Source organism: Candidatus Pantoea communis (genome assembly GCF_011752685.1).
GTDB lineage: Bacteria > Pseudomonadota > Gammaproteobacteria > Enterobacterales > Enterobacteriaceae > Pantoea > Pantoea communis.
In genome coordinates, this window is the sequence record NZ_VWXC01000012.1 from 59,481 (window position 1) to 75,531 (window position 16,051).

The following is a 16,051-nucleotide window of genomic DNA, read 5'->3' on the forward strand; positions in this document are numbered from 1 at the left end:
TTCCTTATTGGGTGAGGCCACTGTAGCCTTGGAACATCATATAGACGCCCACGATGGCAATCAGGGCACTAGAGAAGTAAGGTGCGCGGCGTGCAATATCGGCGAAACCTTTCCATCGACGGGATACATGCCGAACACTTAGCGCCGCACCTACGCCGACGGTCACCAGCGTAAGCGCCAGGCCGATGCTGAAGCAGACCACCAGCGCCGCACCAAGACTAAACTGCTTCACCTGCAGGCAAAGAAGGAGGACCGTGATCGCTGCAGGGCAGGGAATTAATCCCCCCGTCAGGCCGAAGAGAAGAATTTGCAGATTGCTGATTTCACGGCCATCAAAGCGTCGGCGTATGTCTTCCGCGTGCGCGCGCTCGTGTGCATCCTGATATTCCTGAGAACCTTCCGCGAACCGGGCCAATTCGCCATGATGCCCGTGTTCATGATGATGCCCGTGCCCGTGCCCATGATGATGCTCATGATGATGCCCATGCTCATGATGATGCCCATGCTCATGATGATGCTCATGCTCATGACGATACTCATGATGATGTCCATGCTCATGCCCATGCTCATGATGATGCTCATGTTCATGATGATGCTCATGTTCATGATGATGCCCATGCTCATGATGATGATCCTGCTTATGGTCATGATCGTGGTGCTGGCGCCACGCTTGTGCTTCAGACCAGGTACGCCAGAACATCCAGGCAGCTGTTGCAATGATAATGAGGCCTGAAATCAGCTGCAGCCAGGGTTCGGCAGCTTCGGCAGTAAACTGCCGACTGATATACATTCCGCCCATCGCAATCAGCCATACCACCGCAGTGTGGGAAAAAGTGGCTGCCAGACCCAGCATCACCGCCTGGCGAACACTGCCACGGATGGCGACGATAAATGCCGCCATCATCGTCTTAGAGTGACCCGGCTCCAGGCCGTGCAACGCCCCAAGCAAGATGGCGCTGGGGATAAACAGCAACGCGCTAGACGTGCCCTGACTCAGCAGGGCAGCGAAATCATTCATGGTGTGCATCTCGTGTCGTGATAAGTTGAAAGCGGCATTGCAGTGCCGTAAAATCAAAAAATTCAAAGAAAATATACTATACCCCAGTATACATTAAGATCAACAGGAGCCGAGAATGGGCCATACACTCAAGCATCAGAAAAGCCTGTTAACCCGCGTACGTCGTATTAAAGGGCAGGCAGCTTCGCTCGAGACCGCATTGGAATCGGGTGAGGAGTGCCTAAAAGTGTTGCAGCAGGTAGCAGCGGTACGCGGGGCAGTTAATGGTCTAATGGCAGAACTGCTGGAGGGGCATATCAGAGAGCACCTGATGAATGAATCTGCCACCGAAGCGGAGCGCACTCAGGATTTGGAAGAGATTGTCAGCGTTATTCGTTCATATCTGAAGTAGGAGCAAACCATGCTGTGGCTCATCGTAAAATACGCCATCACGGCGGGCATGGTGGTGCTGATTTCTGAAGTGGCGAAACGCAGTGACCGTCTCGGAGGGTTGATTGCGGCGCTGCCATTAGTGACGATATTGGTGCTGATCTGGATGAAGCTGGAAGGTCAGAGCCAGGCAAAGATCGCCAGCCACGCCTGGTATACCTTCTGGTACGTGGTGCCAACCCTGCCGATGTTTGTCGCCTTTCCATTTCTCTATCAGCGCTGGGGATTTTGGCCCACGCTGGTGGCGAGTTGCCTGTTAACTATCGTGCTTTTTGTCCTGTGGGCAACGTTGCTAAAGCGCTTTGGCATACAATTGATGTAGTCTGATATTTTATGCTTGGACCCGTTTTCTTTACCCCTTTTTTATCTCGCGCTTGATGAATGAGGAGGGAGAATCCAGCACACAGGTTTATCAAAGTATTTTACTGGGTGCGGGATTCAGCGGGCGCGCGCGGTACTGAGGTCAGGGCGCGATATTGACCGCGCCCAAACATTCAAATGAGCGCGTCAGCCGTAGCCGCCAGTTGGGCAAACGGACCCGATAGCGTTTGGTTATGATGGGCAATGATCTGGGATGCACTCATCTGCCCGTTGTCTGTCGTGCTATGTGCATCGCTGATTAATACCACGCGAAAGCCTAAGTCTGCCGCTGCCCGGCAAGTCGTATCCACGCAATATTCTGTTTTCATACCACAAATCACCAACTCTTCAATTCCGGCGAGTTGTAGCGAAGCCAGGAGCGTCGTGCCACGGAAACAGTTGGGGTAGCGTTTCACAAACACACCATCCAACTCGGTATCTATCGCCAACTGTGGAATAAGCTGCGTGAGCGGACTGCTCTCGGCAAGCGGTGTTCCCTCAGGCCCGGTATGGCGAGCAGCAAAGATCGGAGCTTTTGCGTCGCGTGCACGGGCAATCAACGTGTTGATATTGTTCAGCAGAGTTTCTGCGGCAAATGGCTGCTGCGGCGCAAAAAACAAGCCGTGCTGCATATCGACAATCAATAGCGCTTTTTTACTTGAGGATGGCATGGTGTGTCTCCTTTCACTGGGTGATGAACGGAGACAATCCCCGTCCATTGGCTGACGGGGTGAGGATTCTGTACGCTTACGTTTTTGCTACAGATACACTCACGCCGCCGACGAATGCGGTGGTGGTTGTCACTGTGGTCAACGTAATGAACCAAGACATCATCGGCTCGCGGCAGATTGGGGAATAAATCTGACGTTAGCACAACATCGTACAAAATCCCTGCGGTTTTTTTTCTGCTGAGAGGAAAAGGCGCTAAAGTAGCAGTCAGTGTGTATCTGCGGAGAAACGACGTTGGTTAAGCCCGTCCACTTGTCACGCGTTCTGCATAGCCCCATGGCGGGTACAGAGGCCATGGCGCTGCAGAGCGAACATACCTTTCCGCGCCATTCCCATGATCACTTCGGGATTGGTGTCATCTCGCAAGGTGCACAGCGCTCATGGAGCCTGCTGGGGCAGATAGAGGCCGGTCCTGAGGATGTGATTATTGTCAATCCGGGAGAAGTGCACGATGGTATGCCGCTGAAGGGCGCGCGTAGCTGGCAGATGGTCTATCTGGAACCTGAACTGTTGTGGCAGGAGTTACGGATGGAGAGGAGTGATGCCGATGCAGTGCTCAAGCCGTTAGTCAGAGACAACTCTCTGAGCCATCGTCTGTTTCAGCTATTTTTCGCCCTACATCAGACCAAGGTTGAACCGGGTTTTCTGGAAGAGACGTTATTACAATGCTTAATGCACCTCTGTCATCACCACCTTCTGACCCTGGCTTTCCCGCCCAACATGACACCCACGATACAAAGGGCAAAGCAATATTTAGATGATGCTCCATCACGTCAGACGAGCCTGAGTGAATTGGCAACGTTGTGTGGGCTAAGTCGATTCCAACTTTTGCGCAGTTTTGCTCGTGAAGTTGGAATGACGCCCCATGCCTATCTCATGCAGTTGCGCGTCCGTAATGCAAGACAATGGCTGGCAAAAGGGAATAGTGTGGCTGATGCCGCTGTTATGAGTGGTTTTGCCGATCAAAGCCACCTCACGCGTGCATTCTCGCGCCAAATGGGTATCACGCCGGCACGCTATCAAAAAGCCATTCTGCTGTAATCCTCTGCAATTTTGTTCAAGACGCTGGCATTTCGTGAATTGATACTCAGGCGATACATTCGACTGAGGGATTAAAAATGCACGCTGGAATAGAGTTTTATGTCACTACTTTGGTGGTGGTGATGTCACCGGGCCCTGGGGCTATGTTAACTATCACCAGCGGTCTGAATCGAGGAATGCGTGTCAGTTTTATTACGGCTTTAGGGGGTACGCTCGGTATTGTGCCGCATCTTCTCGCTGCATTGCTGGGATTAGCCGTTATTTTTTATACCAGTGACTACGCATTCAACATGTTGAAGCTAATCGGCGTTGGCTACTTGCTCTACATGGCGTGGATGGCGCTACGTGAGCGGACGTCACTGACCACGGAGGTGGAGATTAAAAAATCCGCATTGCGTATTATTAACCATGCTCTGTTACTCAATCTCTTTAACCCTAAGTTATCGCTGTTTTTTCTGGCTTTTTTACCGCAATTTATCGCTTCAGAGAGTTCGACGCCGACACAAGATATGTTAGTACTTAGTGCAATTTTTATGTTGCTCACGCTTTTCATCTTTATGTTGTATGGCGCTTTTGCCGCGCTGATGAGGCGTCGGGTGCTCGAAAAACCGCGCGTGTTGTGCTTTATGAACCGAATCTTTGCGTTGAGCTTTGTTTGCCTGGGCATCAAATTGCTCATCAGTTCGCGATAACCCATTTAAAAAGGAGAAATCATGATGGAATTTGATTCTATTGATGCAGTCAGGGAAGAAATTGATCAATTGGATCAACAACTGGTGGCATTAATTGCCCGGCGTGGGGAGTGTGTTAAAGCCGCGGCGGGATTTAAAAAAGACAGCACTGCGGTACGCGCTCCCGATCGTGTGCAACAGGTGATTGATAAGGTGAAAGGTCAGGCCAAAGTGCAGGGTTTACCTGAGGAAATTATTGAGCAGGTTTACCGTGCGATGATTACAGCCTTTATCGATTATGAGCTGCAACAACATAGTGAATTGAAAGCGTAGTGGGGCGCACGAAAAAAATAAGGCTGCGATGGGTTAGAATTGCAGCCTTAAGTTAAGAAAATCTCATTAACAGTACGGGGCCTTGAGGCCCCGATTTTAATGCTGTGTGTCTTTGCCCGTATTATCGCGATTGCGAAAAATGTGTGTGACGTTATTGGTATCTTTGAGTGCCATGCTTTGCTGAGTAGCGGGTTGCATGTTGTTCAGGACTTCTGCCATCGCTAGGCTAAGTGCTTTTTGGCGGCCAGAATCGGGCTCAACGGACGCCATCAAACGAAGCTTGTCGAGCAGGGCGCTGTTCGTCACCGGCCCCTTTTTTTTCAGCAGCTGCAGTACGGCATCGCCCATGACGATATCAGTTAATCGTTCATCTTTACTTCTGTTCATACACGTTCTCTGGTTACCGCAAAGACCTGCGACAGGTAACAAAGTGGATTCAGTCTAACGTGAAATAACCTATGAGGCGGAAGCCACTTTGTCCGATGTCAGGTCGGTGCGCAAGTTCTCAGGATCATCGCTCGGAGGTAAACATCAGGCCAATTAACTGTTGGTAGTGCAACTCTTCTTCCGGGCTGTTGGCCTGTTCCAGTCGGCAAATCAGCTTGGTGCAGATCGTTTTGCGACTCAGTGAACGGCCTGAACGCAGTATTTCTCCAACGATTTTACCCAGGATTTCCTGCTGAGAAGGCAGGGAAGCCTCATTAAAATAACGCGTAATCGCATCCGACGTTGATAGCAGGTTTCTACCCTGACGCATGGTTCCATCCTCCAGGTTAACTAATGAGCACTAGGCCCACTAAAGTTATACAAAGAAAAGCCTGTTGTACAGGAATAAGGTTAACCATCAGGGGAGCTGTTTTTGCAAAAAGTGCTAGTCTATTAATTACAGATGCTTATGTAAAAGCACTCTTTTCAGGGCATTTAAACTTGATGTCTGGGCCAATAAGATAGAGATTGAGTTAACCTATGGTACTTAGTACTATAGATATTGCATGTGTGGACAAGGAGCGTCCTTATCGAATCACAGTCAGGAGACACCATGGCAATTTATGTTTTAAAACCATTCGACAGAAATACCAAAGCTGATGGGATTGACGACGGCAAGCTATGCATTGCAGCGTTAGAAGTTATCGCGGGTCGATATGAAGCTAATTTAGGCGGTGGGGTATATAAGAAACGCATTCCCTTAACCAAAGGTAAAAGTAGTGGTGCCAGAGCTGTCATTGCTTTCAAAATTGATAAGCACCTCTTCTTTGTAAATGGGTATGCTAAGTCAGCAGTCAAAAGCACAATACGAGAAATGACCGAAACTGAACTGCTACTTTATAAGCAAGTTGCCAAAGAGTTATTCAACCTCACCACTGAACAAGCAAGACGAGCGATTAGGGCGGGGAAAATGCGAGAGGTGCAGTGTGATGGTTAATCACCTTAAAGATCTTCAGGAAATCGCACATGATTTCAATGAAATTGGCGTTATCTCAGATGATCTTAAAGAAAAAATTGACTCCAGGGTAAGATTGCGCGAGTTGCGAGCGACACTGCCTGTTCTGCCTATGATGTCGGGCCAGGCTATTAGAGAATTGCGTGAGCGCTTGGGCTTAAGTCAAGCAATGCTGGCGGCTTGCGTTGGAATGTCAGTCGCAACGGTAATCAAATGGGAACGTGAAGAGAAAAAACCTAACGGCGCGGCGCTGCGTTTGCTCAATATTATTGATCGTAAAGGTTTGAGTGTTCTTCAGTAATACTAAAGCCCCTAAATGGACTGCACCCCAAAAGTTGGATACCCAACTGAGTAAGGTGCAGTTTTTTATGGCAAAGCCAAAGTATTCTCTCGAAACCAGACTGGCAGTGGTCAGCCATTACCTCTCTGGTAATGACGGGACACAACGGACCGCAGAACGTTTTGGTGTCGAAAGAACCTCCGTTCGTCGCTGGGTCAGAGCCTGGCAGTTACACGGTATTGATGGCATTACCTGGAAAAATGACCGCCATTCCCCGGCGTTCCGGATTGCTGTTGTCCGGACTGTTCTCGACGAAGAACTTTCGATGCGTGAAGCGGCTGCACGGTTTAATATCTCAAATGAAACTGTCGTCCGGCGTTGGGTTAATGTTTACAAAGACTCAGGCCAGAAAGGACTTCTGAGCATAAAATCCGGCCGGAGCAGAGACATGTCAACCCCCCCAAAAGCATCTCAACTCACCGCTGCGGCGCTGGAAAAGTTATCTCCCGAAGAGTTGCGGGCTGAGCTTCGTTATCTGCGTGCAGAGAATGCCTACCTAAAAAAGCTGAAGGCCTTAGTTCAAAGCGAGAAAAACGGGAAAAAGCCGCAATAATCAGTGAGCTAAGGCGTGAATATGCTCTCAGTGACCTTCTGCGTGCAGCGGGGATGCCCCGGAGTACGTGGTATCACAATATGAATGCGCTGAAACGAGTGGACAGGCATGCCGAGCTGAAAGACAAAATCAGTGAGATATACCACTATCACAAAGGGCGTTATGGTTACCGCAGGATCACACTCTCACTGAGAAAGCAGGGTCTGCTGGTGAACCATAAAACAGTACAGCGGCTGATGGCAGAGTTGTCGCTCCGATCTTTGATAAGGGTAAAGAAATATCGCTCCTGGAAAGGGGAAACTGGCAAGACCGCACCGAATATCCTGAGTCGGGACTTTGGTGCATCAAAAGCCAACGAAAAGTGGGTGACAGATGTTACAGAGTTCTCGCTACAGGGTAAAAAGCTCTACCTGTCGCCGGTTCTCGATCTTTTTAACCGGGAGATCATCTCATACAGCCTGTCGGAGAGGCCAGTGATGGAGATGGTTAATACCATGTTGAGTGATGCGTTCTCTAAACTCAGTCCGGAAGATGCTCCCTTGTTACACTCAGATCAGGGCTGGCAGTATCGAATGACAGGTTATCAGGAAAAATTAAAGGCACAGGGCATGACACAAAGTATGTCGCACAAAGGAAACTGCCTGGACAATGCGGTGATGGAGAACTTCTTCGGTACACTGAAGTCGGAGTGTTTTTACCTGAACCAGTTCAGCAGTCTGAGCGAACTGAGGAAGGCGATAGAGGAATATATCCATTACTACAACAACGAAAGAATAAGCCTGAAATTAAAAGGCCTGAGTCCGGTAGAATACCGAACCCAGGCCCTGAAAGCCGCTTAACATGAACTATCCAACTTTATGGGGTCAGTCCAAAATTGGGGCTTTAAATTCATTGTTAATCATTTGAACCCGCCAATATTCTAATTACTATTACATTCCTGTAAAGGTCACTAATCACCATCTGTTGAATGTGTCAGCGTTTCCCACGCCTCGATCTCTGCATTCAACGCCACAAGTTTATCCTTCACCAGCTTTAATGCATCGCTGCCGAGCAGCAAATGTGCAGGCGGGTTATCGCTCTCAATGATAGCCAGCATCGCGCGCGCTGCTTTCTGTGGGTCACCAAGCTGCTTACCACTTTTCTCCTCTCGTGCCTGTCGAATAGGATCGAAGAGCGCGTCATAATCACTGATGCTGCGCGCGCTTCGCACCATTGAGCGGCCTGCCCAGTCAGTACGGAATGAACCGGGGGCAACGGCCGTTACATGAATATTAAATGCGGCGAGTTCTTTGCTAAGAGTTTCTGAGATTCCTTCCAGCGCAAACTTACTCCCACAGTAATAACTAATGCCCGGCATGGTGATAAATCCGCCCATCGACGTAATGTTAAGAATATGTCCGCGACGCCGTTGGCGCATGAAGGGCAATACGGCTTTGATCATCGCCACGGCACCAAATACATTAACGTCAAATTGTTGGCGCATCTCCTCCAGCGAGGACTCCTCCATAATCCCTTCGTGTCCATAACCCGCGTTATTGACCAAAACATCAATTGGACCCTGATCAGCTTCAATGTCGGCTATAAGGTCATCAATAACAGCGAAATGAGTGACATCGAGTTCAAACGCCAGCGCATTTTGCGGATGGAGTTGTTCAAATGCCAATTTAGCTTCTACATTTCGCACCGTCCCGATCACGCGATAACCTTTGGCTATGGCCTCCAGCGCCAGCGCACGACCGAAACCGCTGCTTACACCAGTAATCAAAAGTGTTTTAGAGGTAGACATCGTTTTTCTCCCTACATGAATGATGCATGCATAATATTCTCTGGAGGTCAGCGCTATAAGGCCGTATCTTCTGCTTTTATTGCCTAATCTTATGAGTGAGGAGGAGTGGTGGTAGATTCAGAGGTACAACAACGTACGGTGGAATTGCTTAAATCGCTCGCGCCGCATGAGGGCTACAACCTGACGGCACTTTCTGATGTACGTATTTTGCGTTCAGATCGCCCATTAGCGCGCACGCCGGTGCTTTACGATCCCGGTATTGTGATTGTTTGCCAGGGCACTAAGCGTGGTTTCTTTGGCGATCAAATCTACCTCTACGATGAGCAACATTATCTGGCGGTTTCTGTGCCGGTTCCCTTTACCATGGAAACCGCGGCGAGCGCAGAACACCCGTTGCTGGCGATCTACATGCATCTTGATTTCAGTGTGGCGACAGCATTGTTGCTGGAACTAGAGCAACAGCAGGTGCCTTTCATGGCGAAAGCAGCGCAGAGCATGATGTCGAGTCCCATGGATCAGCCGCTCCGTGATTCAGTGCTACGTTTCCTGGCGGCCCTGAGTCATCCTTTGGATGCACAGATCCTCGGCCCCGCACTGGTGCGTGAGCTCTATTATCGTGTGTTAACGGGTGCACAAGGTCAGGCACTGCGTGCCGCGCTGACGTTGCAGGGGCAATTCGGCAAGGTGGGTAAAGCGCTGCGCCATATTCATGCCTGCTATGCCCAGACGCTCAATCTGGCGCAGTTGGCGGGTGAAGCAGGCATGAGCGTGCCAACCTTCAGCGCGCATTTTAAAACCATCACCCAGCAGTCACCGATGCAATACGTGAAATCGGTACGCTTACATCAGGCGCGAATGCTGATGGTGCGTCAGGAGATGACTGCGGCCTCGGCGAGCCTTGCGGTGGGTTATGAAAGCGCATCCCAATTTAACCGGGAATTCAAACGTCTGTTCGGGCTGCCACCGGCGGAGGAGATCAAACGCATGCAGCGCAATTTCGCGGTGCCACCTGCACAGCAGGCTTCTGCATTTGTCTCTTCGCATTAGGGCTCACAGAGTGGTTTTAAGCACCATTACCGCATAACAACAAATGTCATCAGTCGCATTGGTAAACACGCAATCCGTGGGATCGCCCAATTCCAGGCAATCACCGACGTTCATTTCAAACAGATTGTCGCCCTCCTGAAAGCGCAAAGTGCCTTCCAGCACCCAGATCAACTGACGACGTGAAAGGTAGGAAATCGCTGGCATTGGCACGTCAGTGTGCGGAGGGAGCTCTACACTCACGACATCCAACGGGATATCGCCAGGTGAAATATGGCGGCGAATGTAGCCGGTTTCTGGGTCTTGCCACACCGGTTGCTGTGCATGACGCAGCAACGTACCTGGTTGCACCTCGGTTAGCGCGATGAGCTGTGACATGCTCATAGCAAACGAGCCGGCGAGGCGAGCGAGAGACGTCGCAGTTGGGCTGCTCTCACCCCGTTCTATTTTATGGATCATCGCCCGTGAAACACCGGACTGTTCTGCCAGGTCGGTTAAAGACCAACCGCGCTTCTCTCGTTCGATTTTAATGTTCTGACCAATGCGCGCATTGATGTCATCTTCTTTACTGGACAATTCATCTAACATAATGGATAACTACAATAGTAAACGAAACATCCACTATAGTGACGAGGCGGAAATCATGCAAATACGAGCAGCAGAAGAGAGCGATGCCGGGGCGATCGCGGACATCTACAACGACGCTGTACTCAACACCACCGCGATTTGGAATGAGAATACCGTGGATATTGCTAACCGCATCCAGTGGATGGCCACACGGCAGGCCGCGGGGTTTCCGGTACTGGTAGCGGTTAATGAACATGGCGTGATCGGTTATGCCTCCTATGGTGACTGGCGTCCCTGGGACGGCTACCGACATACCGTTGAACATTCAGTCTATGTCCATAAAAACGGGCGCGGCCAAGGGGTGGGCGGCATGCTGATGACCGCCTTGATTGAGCGGGCGCGCGAGCAGGGCAAACATATGATGATTGCCGGGATTGAGTCAGAGAACAGCGCTTCAATCGCGTTGCACAAGAAGCTGGGTTTCAGTGATGGCGGCAGATTAAATCAGGTAGGCTGCAAATTTGGCCGATGGCTCGACCTGACCTTTTTGCAGCTTCAGCTTGATGCAAGGCCGCAGCCTTAACTTAGTGTTTCTGCAAAACGTATTCACTGGGTAAGCTGTCGATATCCTGCATGATCCGCGATACATGCTTGCGCATGCGATTACGTGCTACGGCGGCGCCTTTTATCCCATCGAACGTTCAGCCAGTCGCCACGCTTTTGGCGACATCCCCGTCTCGCGTTTAAACGCATGGCTGAAGGCACTTTCTGAAGTGTAACCCAGCGACTGCGCCACCACGGCCACCTGATCGGACTCCTCACGTAAGGCGCGTTCGGCTAATCGAATGCGCCATTGTGTCAGATAGGCAACCGGTGTCACACCCGCAACAGTTCGAAACTGCTGAGCAAAGGTGGTGCGTGACATGGCGCAGGCTTTTGCCAACTCTTCCAGATGCCAATTTCTTGCCGGATCGCCATGCATCAGTTGCAGCGCAGGCGCAAGACGTGCATCGCCAAGGGCTCGCAGCCAACTGGCGGGGAGTGCATCACAGGTTTGCAGATGAGCACGCTAAATCTGAATAAACAGCAGTTGCGCCAACTGTGAGGAGGCCAGTTGCGAACCCGGCTGTGTGGTACGACGCTCTTGTACTAACTGGTCTAATAACCAACGGAACGAGGCCGCTTGCGGAGAGGCGGCAGGGACATGAATCCATGGCGGCAAAATGTGCGTCAATAAACGGCCACTGGTGGGATTCAGCAGGACATGCCCACCGATATGCGCAAAATCATCCCCTTCACCAATGGGTGCATGAGGTTTTCCGGCACCGAAAAACACACTCATGGCATCAACCGGCTCTACGCCGGGCTCGCTGGACAGCACAAAGGCGCGTTTTGCACTCAGTAAACCAACATCGCCGGTTGAGAACAGAATTGGCCTGGTGTCGTCGTCAAACTGAACCCAGCATTGTCCTTTCAGGACGGCGAAAAACTTAATCTTCTCGGGCGCAGGGAAACGTAACGCCCAGCGACCGCCCGCGCTAAAGCCTCCCGTCACCAGGGATTCCGCGTGGACGAATTTCAGGATGTCGGAAAAAGGGTCGTTTTGCATTTCCGTACTATCACGCAACTTACACGCACTATCAAGCATTCAAAATCCGGTCATGGCTGTTTACTCTGCTCAGTATCACAACAGCGAGGCATTTTTCATGACTAAAGAAACCGTTTTGGTGACGGGTGGTACCGGTTTTATCGCGCAACATTGCATTATTTCCCTGCTTAAACAGGGATAAAGAGTGCGCACGACGGTGCGTTCAGCCCAGCGGGAGAACGAAGTGCGACAACATCTGCAGCAAGGAGGTGTAGAGCCAGGCGAAAACCTGACATTTGTCGTGGCAGATTTAATGGCCGATCAGGGTTGGGATGCGGCCACTCAAGGCTGTACTTATGTGTTGCACGGCGCATCACCTACACCATCCGGTGAGCAGGCCACCGAGGCCGATTGGATCAACCCCGCGATTGAGGGAAATTTACGCGTTCTGCGGGCGGCGAGGGATGCAGGCGTTAAACGCGTGGTGTTAACGTCGGCATTTGGTGCAGTCGGAGTCGGTCACGCGGCGGACTACCCGCGCCCATTTAAGGAGACGGACTGGACGAACCTGGACAGCGATTTATGGCCGTATCAACGTTCCAAAACCTTATCGGAACGGGCAGCCTGGGCATTTATTGAGAAGGAGGGGCGGGGTTTAGAGCTGTCAGCTATCAATCCCGTGGCTGTACTCGGACCTGTGCTGGGCGCAGACTACTCACACTCAACCCGGATTATCAAAGAGATGTTAGAAGGGCAGCCGGGTTGTCCTGATATCAACAGCTGTTTTGTGGATGTGCGGGATGTCGCCGATTTACACGTCATCGCTATGAAGCACCCAGCAGCCAGGGGGGAGCGATTCCTTGCCAGTTCGGGCCATAGTTTGCGTCTGGTGGAGGTTGCCCATACCTTGAAAACGTCACTGGGTGACGCCGCCCGCTGCGTATCGACGGTAGAACTCACGGATGAGAGTGTGCGGGCTGCTGCAGATAAGAATCCAGTGATGATTGGGATGGTGAAATTGTTGGGGGTAGATATGAACGTCACAGCAGAGAAAGCGATGTCTGTATTGGGCTGGCAGCCGCGCACACCCCAACAGGCGATTATCGCGACGGCGCAGAGCTTGATTGGGCTGGGTTTAATCTCTCACAGCTAGCGCCTGCGGGCAGCATGTAGCTATGTACTGACAGATACTGCGGCATTTATTCCCACTTAAACCTCAACACGATGCTATATAAATGATAACGATTATCATCAATTGCTTTGTGCTGAGGTCAGGATGCAACCAACAGAACTCACCGCCGACTGCTGTATCGTCGGCGGCGGACCAGCAGGATTAATGCTGGGTTATTTACTGGCGAGATCAGGATTAAGCGTCGTGGTGATTGAAAAACATCCCGACTTCCTGCGCGATTTTCGTGGCGATACCATCCATCCCTCGACGCTGGAGATCATGCGCCATCTCGGGTTGCTGGATGAGCTACTGACCTTACCGCATCAGAGAGCCGAAAAATTACAGGCAGAAGTAGCCGGTCAGGAGATCACGATGGCGGACTTCTCGCGCTTGCCGGTGCAGTGCCGCTTTATTGCCTTTATGCCGCAATGGGATTTCCTCAATTTTCTCGCGAGCAAAGCTGCCGCTTTTCCCGGCTTCATGCTCTTACAATCCACCGCTTTCGATGATTTGATCTATGCAGAGGGTATGGTGTCAGGTGTTAAAACGTTACAGGGTAACGATACGCACATCATTCATACCTCGTTGGTGATTGGCGCGGATGGGCGTAACTCGCAGGTACGTACCAAAGCCGGATTACAAAGTAAAAGCTTTGGCTCATCCCGTGATGTGCTGTGGTTCCGGCTGGGCAAACAGGTAACCGATCCCGAATGGGGTATGGGTCATAAAGGGCCAAAGCAGAATTTCATTGTGATTGATCGCGGTGACTACTGGCAGTGCGGCTACACCATCCAAAAAGGAGAGTTTGACGCGTTAAAGCTCGCCGGTCTGGAGACGCTAAAACAGGCTATCGCTGAAGTGGCACCCTTCAGCGCTGAGCGCATGGCGGAGCTCGACGGTTGGGACCAATTGAAACTGTTGTCGATTCGCATAGACCGGCTGGATCAGTGGATGAAGCCCGGCGTGTTGTGCATTGGTGATGCTGCCCATGCGATGTCGCCGATTGGCGGCGTTGGCGTCAATCTGGCGATTCAGGATGCGGTGGCAGCGGCCAATTGCCTGACTCTTCCACTGAAAAAAGGCCATGTCACACTACGTGACCTGCAGAAAGTGCAACAGCGCCGACAGTTTCCCACCGTTGCCACGCAATTCCTGCAAATTAAAATGAGCAGTAATAAACGTAAGCGCACTACGCCGAGTAAAGTGCCGCAGATGATCAGCCGTTTTCCGTTCTTGCGCCATCTGTTCGGTCGTTTAATTGGTTTAGGTTTTAGAACTGAAAAACCAGAATATACTCAATGAGTAAGTTTGGCTTTCCAATCCTAAAACCCTGCTTCCATTTATCCCGATGCCTCCAGCGGCAACAATAGATTCACAGAGCAGACAACAGTGGTTTGTCTGCTAACCCTCATCAAATTGCAGGTGGGTATAAGCGATTTGCTTGTCATTTGTAACATTTCATTAACTATATGATGGGTTTTTGATAATTTTTTCTAATGGTTTTTTGGCTGAATTAACCTCTTCGTGCCTTTTATTCATTTGGATGCGCGCCAGAACCTCAATGTTTAATCAACAATTTGTTTATTTCAACCTGTTGATGAGATTAGTTTCTGTCCTCGATTAAATCCTTGATTTGAAACGACCAGCACGCTGTTACATCGCAATACCACAGTTTCACTATGGTTAAGGAGCTCTTTTAAGACCATAAGAAACTGAGGAAACAGCAGGTATGAAATTAGAAAACTTATCTCGTAGAACCTTCATGGCATTTGCAGCGGGTGGCACCGTGGCGCTGGCAGCGGGTAAAGTTCATGCCCACGAGGCAACAGTGGCCACTTACCCAGCAAACGATCCCCGCCATCCCCGCGACCCCGGTCCACACGATCCTATCCGTGAGGGGCTCAACCCCGATATTGTCGATCCACCCGCAACAGACAGCGGTACATTACCGAATCTGCGCTTCTCTTTTAGCGATGCGCATGTACGAAAAGGGAGCGGAGGTTGGACGCGGCAGGTGACACAACGCGAATTAGGGATTTCCACTACCATCGCTGGTGTAGATATGCGGCTTGATAATGGCGGCATTCGTGAACTGCACTGGCATAAAGAGGGCGAGTGGGCGTACATGCTCTATGGCAATGCACGTATCACTGCACTGGACACCCAAGGTGGATGGTTTGTGGATGATGTTGGCGTGGGTGACCTGTGGTATTTCCCGCCTGGTGTGCCGCACTCTATCCAGGGGCTCGGTCCCGACGGCTGCGAGTTTTTACTGGCCTTTGATAACGGTAACTTTGATGAGGACAGCACTTTCCTGCTTAGCGACTGGTTTAAACACATTCCGCCTGAAGTGCTCGCCAAAAATTTTGGCGTATCAGCGGACGTTTTCAACACGCTGCCATCACCGGCCGACGAGTATATTTTTGCCGGGAAAGCGCCGGAGGGCGGGGATTCTGCAGCTGTGAAAGGTGGCGTGAAATCTGTGCTGAATTTCTCGCATAAAATGCTGGCGCAAAAACCGATTACCCTGCCGGGTGGCACTGTACGCATTACCGACACCAGTAATTTCCCCATATCAAAAACCGTCGCCGCTGCATTGGTGGAACTTGAGCCCGGCGCTATGCGGGAATTGCATTGGCATCCAAACAACGATGAGTGGCAATACTATCTGGAAGGTGAAGGTCGCATGGGCGTGTTTGCCTCATCGGGGCAGGCTCGGACCTTCGATTTCCGCGCGGGTGATGTTGGTTATGTTCCTTTCGCCATGGGGCATTACATTGAAAATATCGGTGATAAGCCGCTGCGGTTTTTAGAATTATTTAAAAGCGATTACTACGCGGATATTTCATTGAATCAATGGTTGGCCAGTACGCCAGCAGATTTGGTGCGGCAGCATCTGCATCTGGATGACAAATTTATGCAGGCGCTGCAGTTTACTAAGCATCCGGTGGTGAAATAGCATGGAAAGCGCGTCGCGGGA

At 50.8% G+C, this 16,051-nt stretch carries 21 protein-coding genes; 13 read left to right on the forward strand and 8 right to left on the reverse strand.

What is annotated here, in order from left to right; all coding sequences use genetic code 11:
- Nucleotides 1-4: 4 nt before the first annotated feature.
- Nucleotides 5-1,018: a nickel/cobalt efflux protein RcnA gene (locus tag F3J37_RS16495; RefSeq protein WP_166934513.1), complete on the reverse strand. Its 1,014-nt coding sequence runs from the start codon at nt 1,016-1,018 to the stop codon at nt 5-7.
- 115 nt (nt 1,019-1,133) lie between these two features.
- Here F3J37_RS16495 and F3J37_RS16500 point away from each other — a divergent pair, with 115 nt between their 5' ends.
- Nucleotides 1,134-1,409 (forward strand): metal/formaldehyde-sensitive transcriptional repressor, encoded by a 276-nt coding sequence (locus F3J37_RS16500; protein WP_166934515.1) that lies wholly within the window; start codon nt 1,134-1,136, stop codon nt 1,407-1,409.
- A 9-nt stretch (nt 1,410-1,418) separates the two neighbouring features.
- Nucleotides 1,419-1,769, forward strand: a complete 351-nt coding sequence (locus F3J37_RS16505) for a DUF3147 family protein (RefSeq protein WP_034824206.1) — start codon at nt 1,419-1,421, stop codon at nt 1,767-1,769.
- Nucleotides 1,770-1,941: 172 nt separating this feature from the next.
- Here F3J37_RS16505 and F3J37_RS16510 read toward each other — a convergent pair whose 3' ends face one another.
- Nucleotides 1,942-2,478, reverse strand: coding sequence for a cysteine hydrolase family protein (locus F3J37_RS16510; RefSeq protein ID WP_166934517.1), 537 nt, complete (start codon nt 2,476-2,478; stop codon nt 1,942-1,944).
- 352 nt (nt 2,479-2,830) lie between these two features.
- Here F3J37_RS16510 and F3J37_RS16515 point away from each other — a divergent pair, with 352 nt between their 5' ends.
- The 3 genes from F3J37_RS16515 to F3J37_RS16525 all read left to right on the forward strand — a co-directional run bounded on the left by F3J37_RS16515 (nt 2,831) and on the right by F3J37_RS16525 (nt 4,581).
- Nucleotides 2,831-3,577, forward strand: a complete 747-nt coding sequence (locus tag F3J37_RS16515) for a helix-turn-helix transcriptional regulator (protein WP_240154117.1) — start codon at nt 2,831-2,833, stop codon at nt 3,575-3,577.
- A 77-nt stretch (nt 3,578-3,654) separates the two neighbouring features.
- Complete coding sequence (locus F3J37_RS16520) at nt 3,655-4,269, forward strand: LysE family translocator (RefSeq protein WP_166934520.1); 615 nt, start codon at nt 3,655-3,657, stop codon at nt 4,267-4,269.
- Between the two features lie 24 nt (nt 4,270-4,293).
- On the forward strand, nt 4,294-4,581 hold the full coding sequence (locus F3J37_RS16525; protein ID WP_166934707.1) for a chorismate mutase: 288 nt from the start codon (nt 4,294-4,296) through the stop codon (nt 4,579-4,581).
- Between the two features lie 96 nt (nt 4,582-4,677).
- Here the strand turns inward: F3J37_RS16525 and F3J37_RS16530 are convergent, their stop codons facing one another.
- Both F3J37_RS16530 and ycgZ read right to left on the reverse strand, forming a co-directional pair.
- The gene (locus F3J37_RS16530; protein ID WP_166934522.1) at nt 4,678-4,968 is read right to left on the reverse strand and encodes a hypothetical protein; all 291 of its coding nucleotides are present in this window, start codon (nt 4,966-4,968) and stop codon (nt 4,678-4,680) included.
- Between the two features lie 124 nt (nt 4,969-5,092).
- Nucleotides 5,093-5,338, reverse strand: a complete 246-nt coding sequence (ycgZ, locus tag F3J37_RS16535; protein ID WP_058960954.1) for a regulatory protein YcgZ — start codon at nt 5,336-5,338, stop codon at nt 5,093-5,095.
- A 282-nt stretch (nt 5,339-5,620) separates the two neighbouring features.
- Between ycgZ and F3J37_RS16540 the strand changes: the two genes are divergently transcribed.
- The 3 genes from F3J37_RS16540 to F3J37_RS16550 all read left to right on the forward strand — a co-directional run bounded on the left by F3J37_RS16540 (nt 5,621) and on the right by F3J37_RS16550 (nt 7,754).
- Nucleotides 5,621-6,004, forward strand: coding sequence for a type II toxin-antitoxin system RelE/ParE family toxin (locus F3J37_RS16540; RefSeq protein WP_166934524.1), 384 nt, complete (start codon nt 5,621-5,623; stop codon nt 6,002-6,004).
- Complete coding sequence (locus F3J37_RS16545) at nt 5,997-6,323, forward strand: helix-turn-helix domain-containing protein (protein WP_166934526.1); 327 nt, start codon at nt 5,997-5,999, stop codon at nt 6,321-6,323. Before F3J37_RS16540 ends, F3J37_RS16545 begins: the two co-directional genes overlap by 8 nt.
- Nucleotides 6,324-6,390: 67 nt before the next feature.
- A protein-coding gene (locus tag F3J37_RS16550; protein WP_166934527.1) for an IS3 family transposase occupies nt 6,391-7,754 on the forward strand; the annotation gives its coding sequence in 2 pieces (ribosomal slippage) (nt 6,391-6,868 and nt 6,868-7,754; 1,365 coding nt in all).
- Between the two features lie 110 nt (nt 7,755-7,864).
- Here F3J37_RS16550 and F3J37_RS16555 read toward each other — a convergent pair.
- Nucleotides 7,865-8,701, reverse strand: a complete 837-nt coding sequence (locus F3J37_RS16555) for an oxidoreductase (RefSeq protein ID WP_166934529.1) — start codon at nt 8,699-8,701, stop codon at nt 7,865-7,867.
- Between the two features lie 108 nt (nt 8,702-8,809).
- Here F3J37_RS16555 and F3J37_RS16560 point away from each other — a divergent pair, with 108 nt between their 5' ends.
- Nucleotides 8,810-9,748 carry an AraC family transcriptional regulator gene (locus F3J37_RS16560; RefSeq protein ID WP_369410675.1) on the forward strand — a complete coding sequence of 313 codons (939 nt, stop codon included), beginning with the start codon at nt 8,810-8,812 and terminating at the stop codon, nt 9,746-9,748.
- A gap of 3 nt (nt 9,749-9,751) precedes the next feature.
- On the opposite strand, the gene F3J37_RS16565 is transcribed toward F3J37_RS16560, so the two are convergent.
- Nucleotides 9,752-10,333, reverse strand: coding sequence for an XRE family transcriptional regulator (locus F3J37_RS16565; protein ID WP_166934532.1), 582 nt, complete (start codon nt 10,331-10,333; stop codon nt 9,752-9,754).
- Nucleotides 10,334-10,388: 55 nt separating this feature from the next.
- Here F3J37_RS16565 and F3J37_RS16570 point away from each other — a divergent pair, with 55 nt between their 5' ends.
- Nucleotides 10,389-10,895, forward strand: coding sequence for a GNAT family N-acetyltransferase (locus tag F3J37_RS16570; RefSeq protein ID WP_166934537.1), 507 nt, complete (start codon nt 10,389-10,391; stop codon nt 10,893-10,895).
- Nucleotides 10,896-10,997: 102 nt separating this feature from the next.
- Here F3J37_RS16570 and F3J37_RS28020 read toward each other — a convergent pair whose 3' ends face one another.
- Nucleotides 10,998-11,294, reverse strand: coding sequence for a helix-turn-helix transcriptional regulator (locus F3J37_RS28020; protein WP_205298974.1), 297 nt, complete (start codon nt 11,292-11,294; stop codon nt 10,998-11,000).
- 87 nt (nt 11,295-11,381) lie between these two features.
- Nucleotides 11,382-11,921, reverse strand: coding sequence for a cupin domain-containing protein (locus F3J37_RS28025; RefSeq protein ID WP_205298975.1), 540 nt, complete (start codon nt 11,919-11,921; stop codon nt 11,382-11,384).
- A gap of 223 nt (nt 11,922-12,144) precedes the next feature.
- Here F3J37_RS28025 and F3J37_RS16580 point away from each other — a divergent pair, with 223 nt between their 5' ends.
- The 3 genes from F3J37_RS16580 to F3J37_RS16590 all read left to right on the forward strand — a co-directional run bounded on the left by F3J37_RS16580 (nt 12,145) and on the right by F3J37_RS16590 (nt 16,030).
- Nucleotides 12,145-13,053, forward strand: a complete 909-nt coding sequence (locus tag F3J37_RS16580) for an NAD-dependent epimerase/dehydratase family protein (RefSeq protein ID WP_369410676.1) — start codon at nt 12,145-12,147, stop codon at nt 13,051-13,053.
- 123 nt (nt 13,054-13,176) lie between these two features.
- Nucleotides 13,177-14,373, forward strand: coding sequence for an FAD-dependent oxidoreductase (locus tag F3J37_RS16585; protein ID WP_166934539.1), 1,197 nt, complete (start codon nt 13,177-13,179; stop codon nt 14,371-14,373).
- A gap of 460 nt (nt 14,374-14,833) precedes the next feature.
- Nucleotides 14,834-16,030, forward strand: coding sequence for a cupin domain-containing protein (locus F3J37_RS16590; RefSeq protein ID WP_166934709.1), 1,197 nt, complete (start codon nt 14,834-14,836; stop codon nt 16,028-16,030).
- The last annotated feature ends 21 nt before the right edge of the window (nt 16,031-16,051 follow it).

Excerpts from the sequence above, each read along its gene's own strand:
- F3J37_RS28025 (WP_205298975.1), bottom strand. The coding sequence starts at position 11,921 with ATGCAAAACGACCCTTTTTCCGACATCCTGAAATTCGTCCACGCGGAA.
- F3J37_RS16520 (WP_166934520.1), top strand. The coding sequence starts at position 3,655 with ATGCACGCTGGAATAGAGTTTTATGTCACTACTTTGGTGGTGGTGATG.
- ycgZ (WP_058960954.1), bottom strand. The coding sequence starts at position 5,338 with ATGCGTCAGGGTAGAAACCTGCTATCAACGTCGGATGCGATTACGCGT.
- F3J37_RS16545 (WP_166934526.1), top strand. The coding sequence starts at position 5,997 with ATGGTTAATCACCTTAAAGATCTTCAGGAAATCGCACATGATTTCAAT.
- F3J37_RS16500 (WP_166934515.1), top strand. The coding sequence starts at position 1,134 with ATGGGCCATACACTCAAGCATCAGAAAAGCCTGTTAACCCGCGTACGT.
- F3J37_RS16585 (WP_166934539.1), top strand. The coding sequence starts at position 13,177 with ATGCAACCAACAGAACTCACCGCCGACTGCTGTATCGTCGGCGGCGGA.
- F3J37_RS16540 (WP_166934524.1), top strand. The coding sequence starts at position 5,621 with ATGGCAATTTATGTTTTAAAACCATTCGACAGAAATACCAAAGCTGAT.
- F3J37_RS16565 (WP_166934532.1), bottom strand. The coding sequence starts at position 10,333 with ATGTTAGATGAATTGTCCAGTAAAGAAGATGACATCAATGCGCGCATT.
- F3J37_RS16570 (WP_166934537.1), top strand. The coding sequence starts at position 10,389 with ATGCAAATACGAGCAGCAGAAGAGAGCGATGCCGGGGCGATCGCGGAC.
- F3J37_RS16515 (WP_240154117.1), top strand. The coding sequence starts at position 2,831 with ATGGCGCTGCAGAGCGAACATACCTTTCCGCGCCATTCCCATGATCAC.
- F3J37_RS16555 (WP_166934529.1), bottom strand. The coding sequence starts at position 8,701 with ATGTCTACCTCTAAAACACTTTTGATTACTGGTGTAAGCAGCGGTTTC.
- F3J37_RS16510 (WP_166934517.1), bottom strand. The coding sequence starts at position 2,478 with ATGCCATCCTCAAGTAAAAAAGCGCTATTGATTGTCGATATGCAGCAC.
- F3J37_RS16495 (WP_166934513.1), bottom strand. The coding sequence starts at position 1,018 with ATGAATGATTTCGCTGCCCTGCTGAGTCAGGGCACGTCTAGCGCGTTG.
- F3J37_RS16505 (WP_034824206.1), top strand. The coding sequence starts at position 1,419 with ATGCTGTGGCTCATCGTAAAATACGCCATCACGGCGGGCATGGTGGTG.
- F3J37_RS16530 (WP_166934522.1), bottom strand. The coding sequence starts at position 4,968 with ATGAACAGAAGTAAAGATGAACGATTAACTGATATCGTCATGGGCGAT.
- F3J37_RS28020 (WP_205298974.1), bottom strand. The coding sequence starts at position 11,294 with ATGCATGGCGATCCGGCAAGAAATTGGCATCTGGAAGAGTTGGCAAAA.
- F3J37_RS16590 (WP_166934709.1), top strand. The coding sequence starts at position 14,834 with ATGGCATTTGCAGCGGGTGGCACCGTGGCGCTGGCAGCGGGTAAAGTT.
- F3J37_RS16525 (WP_166934707.1), top strand. The coding sequence starts at position 4,294 with ATGGAATTTGATTCTATTGATGCAGTCAGGGAAGAAATTGATCAATTG.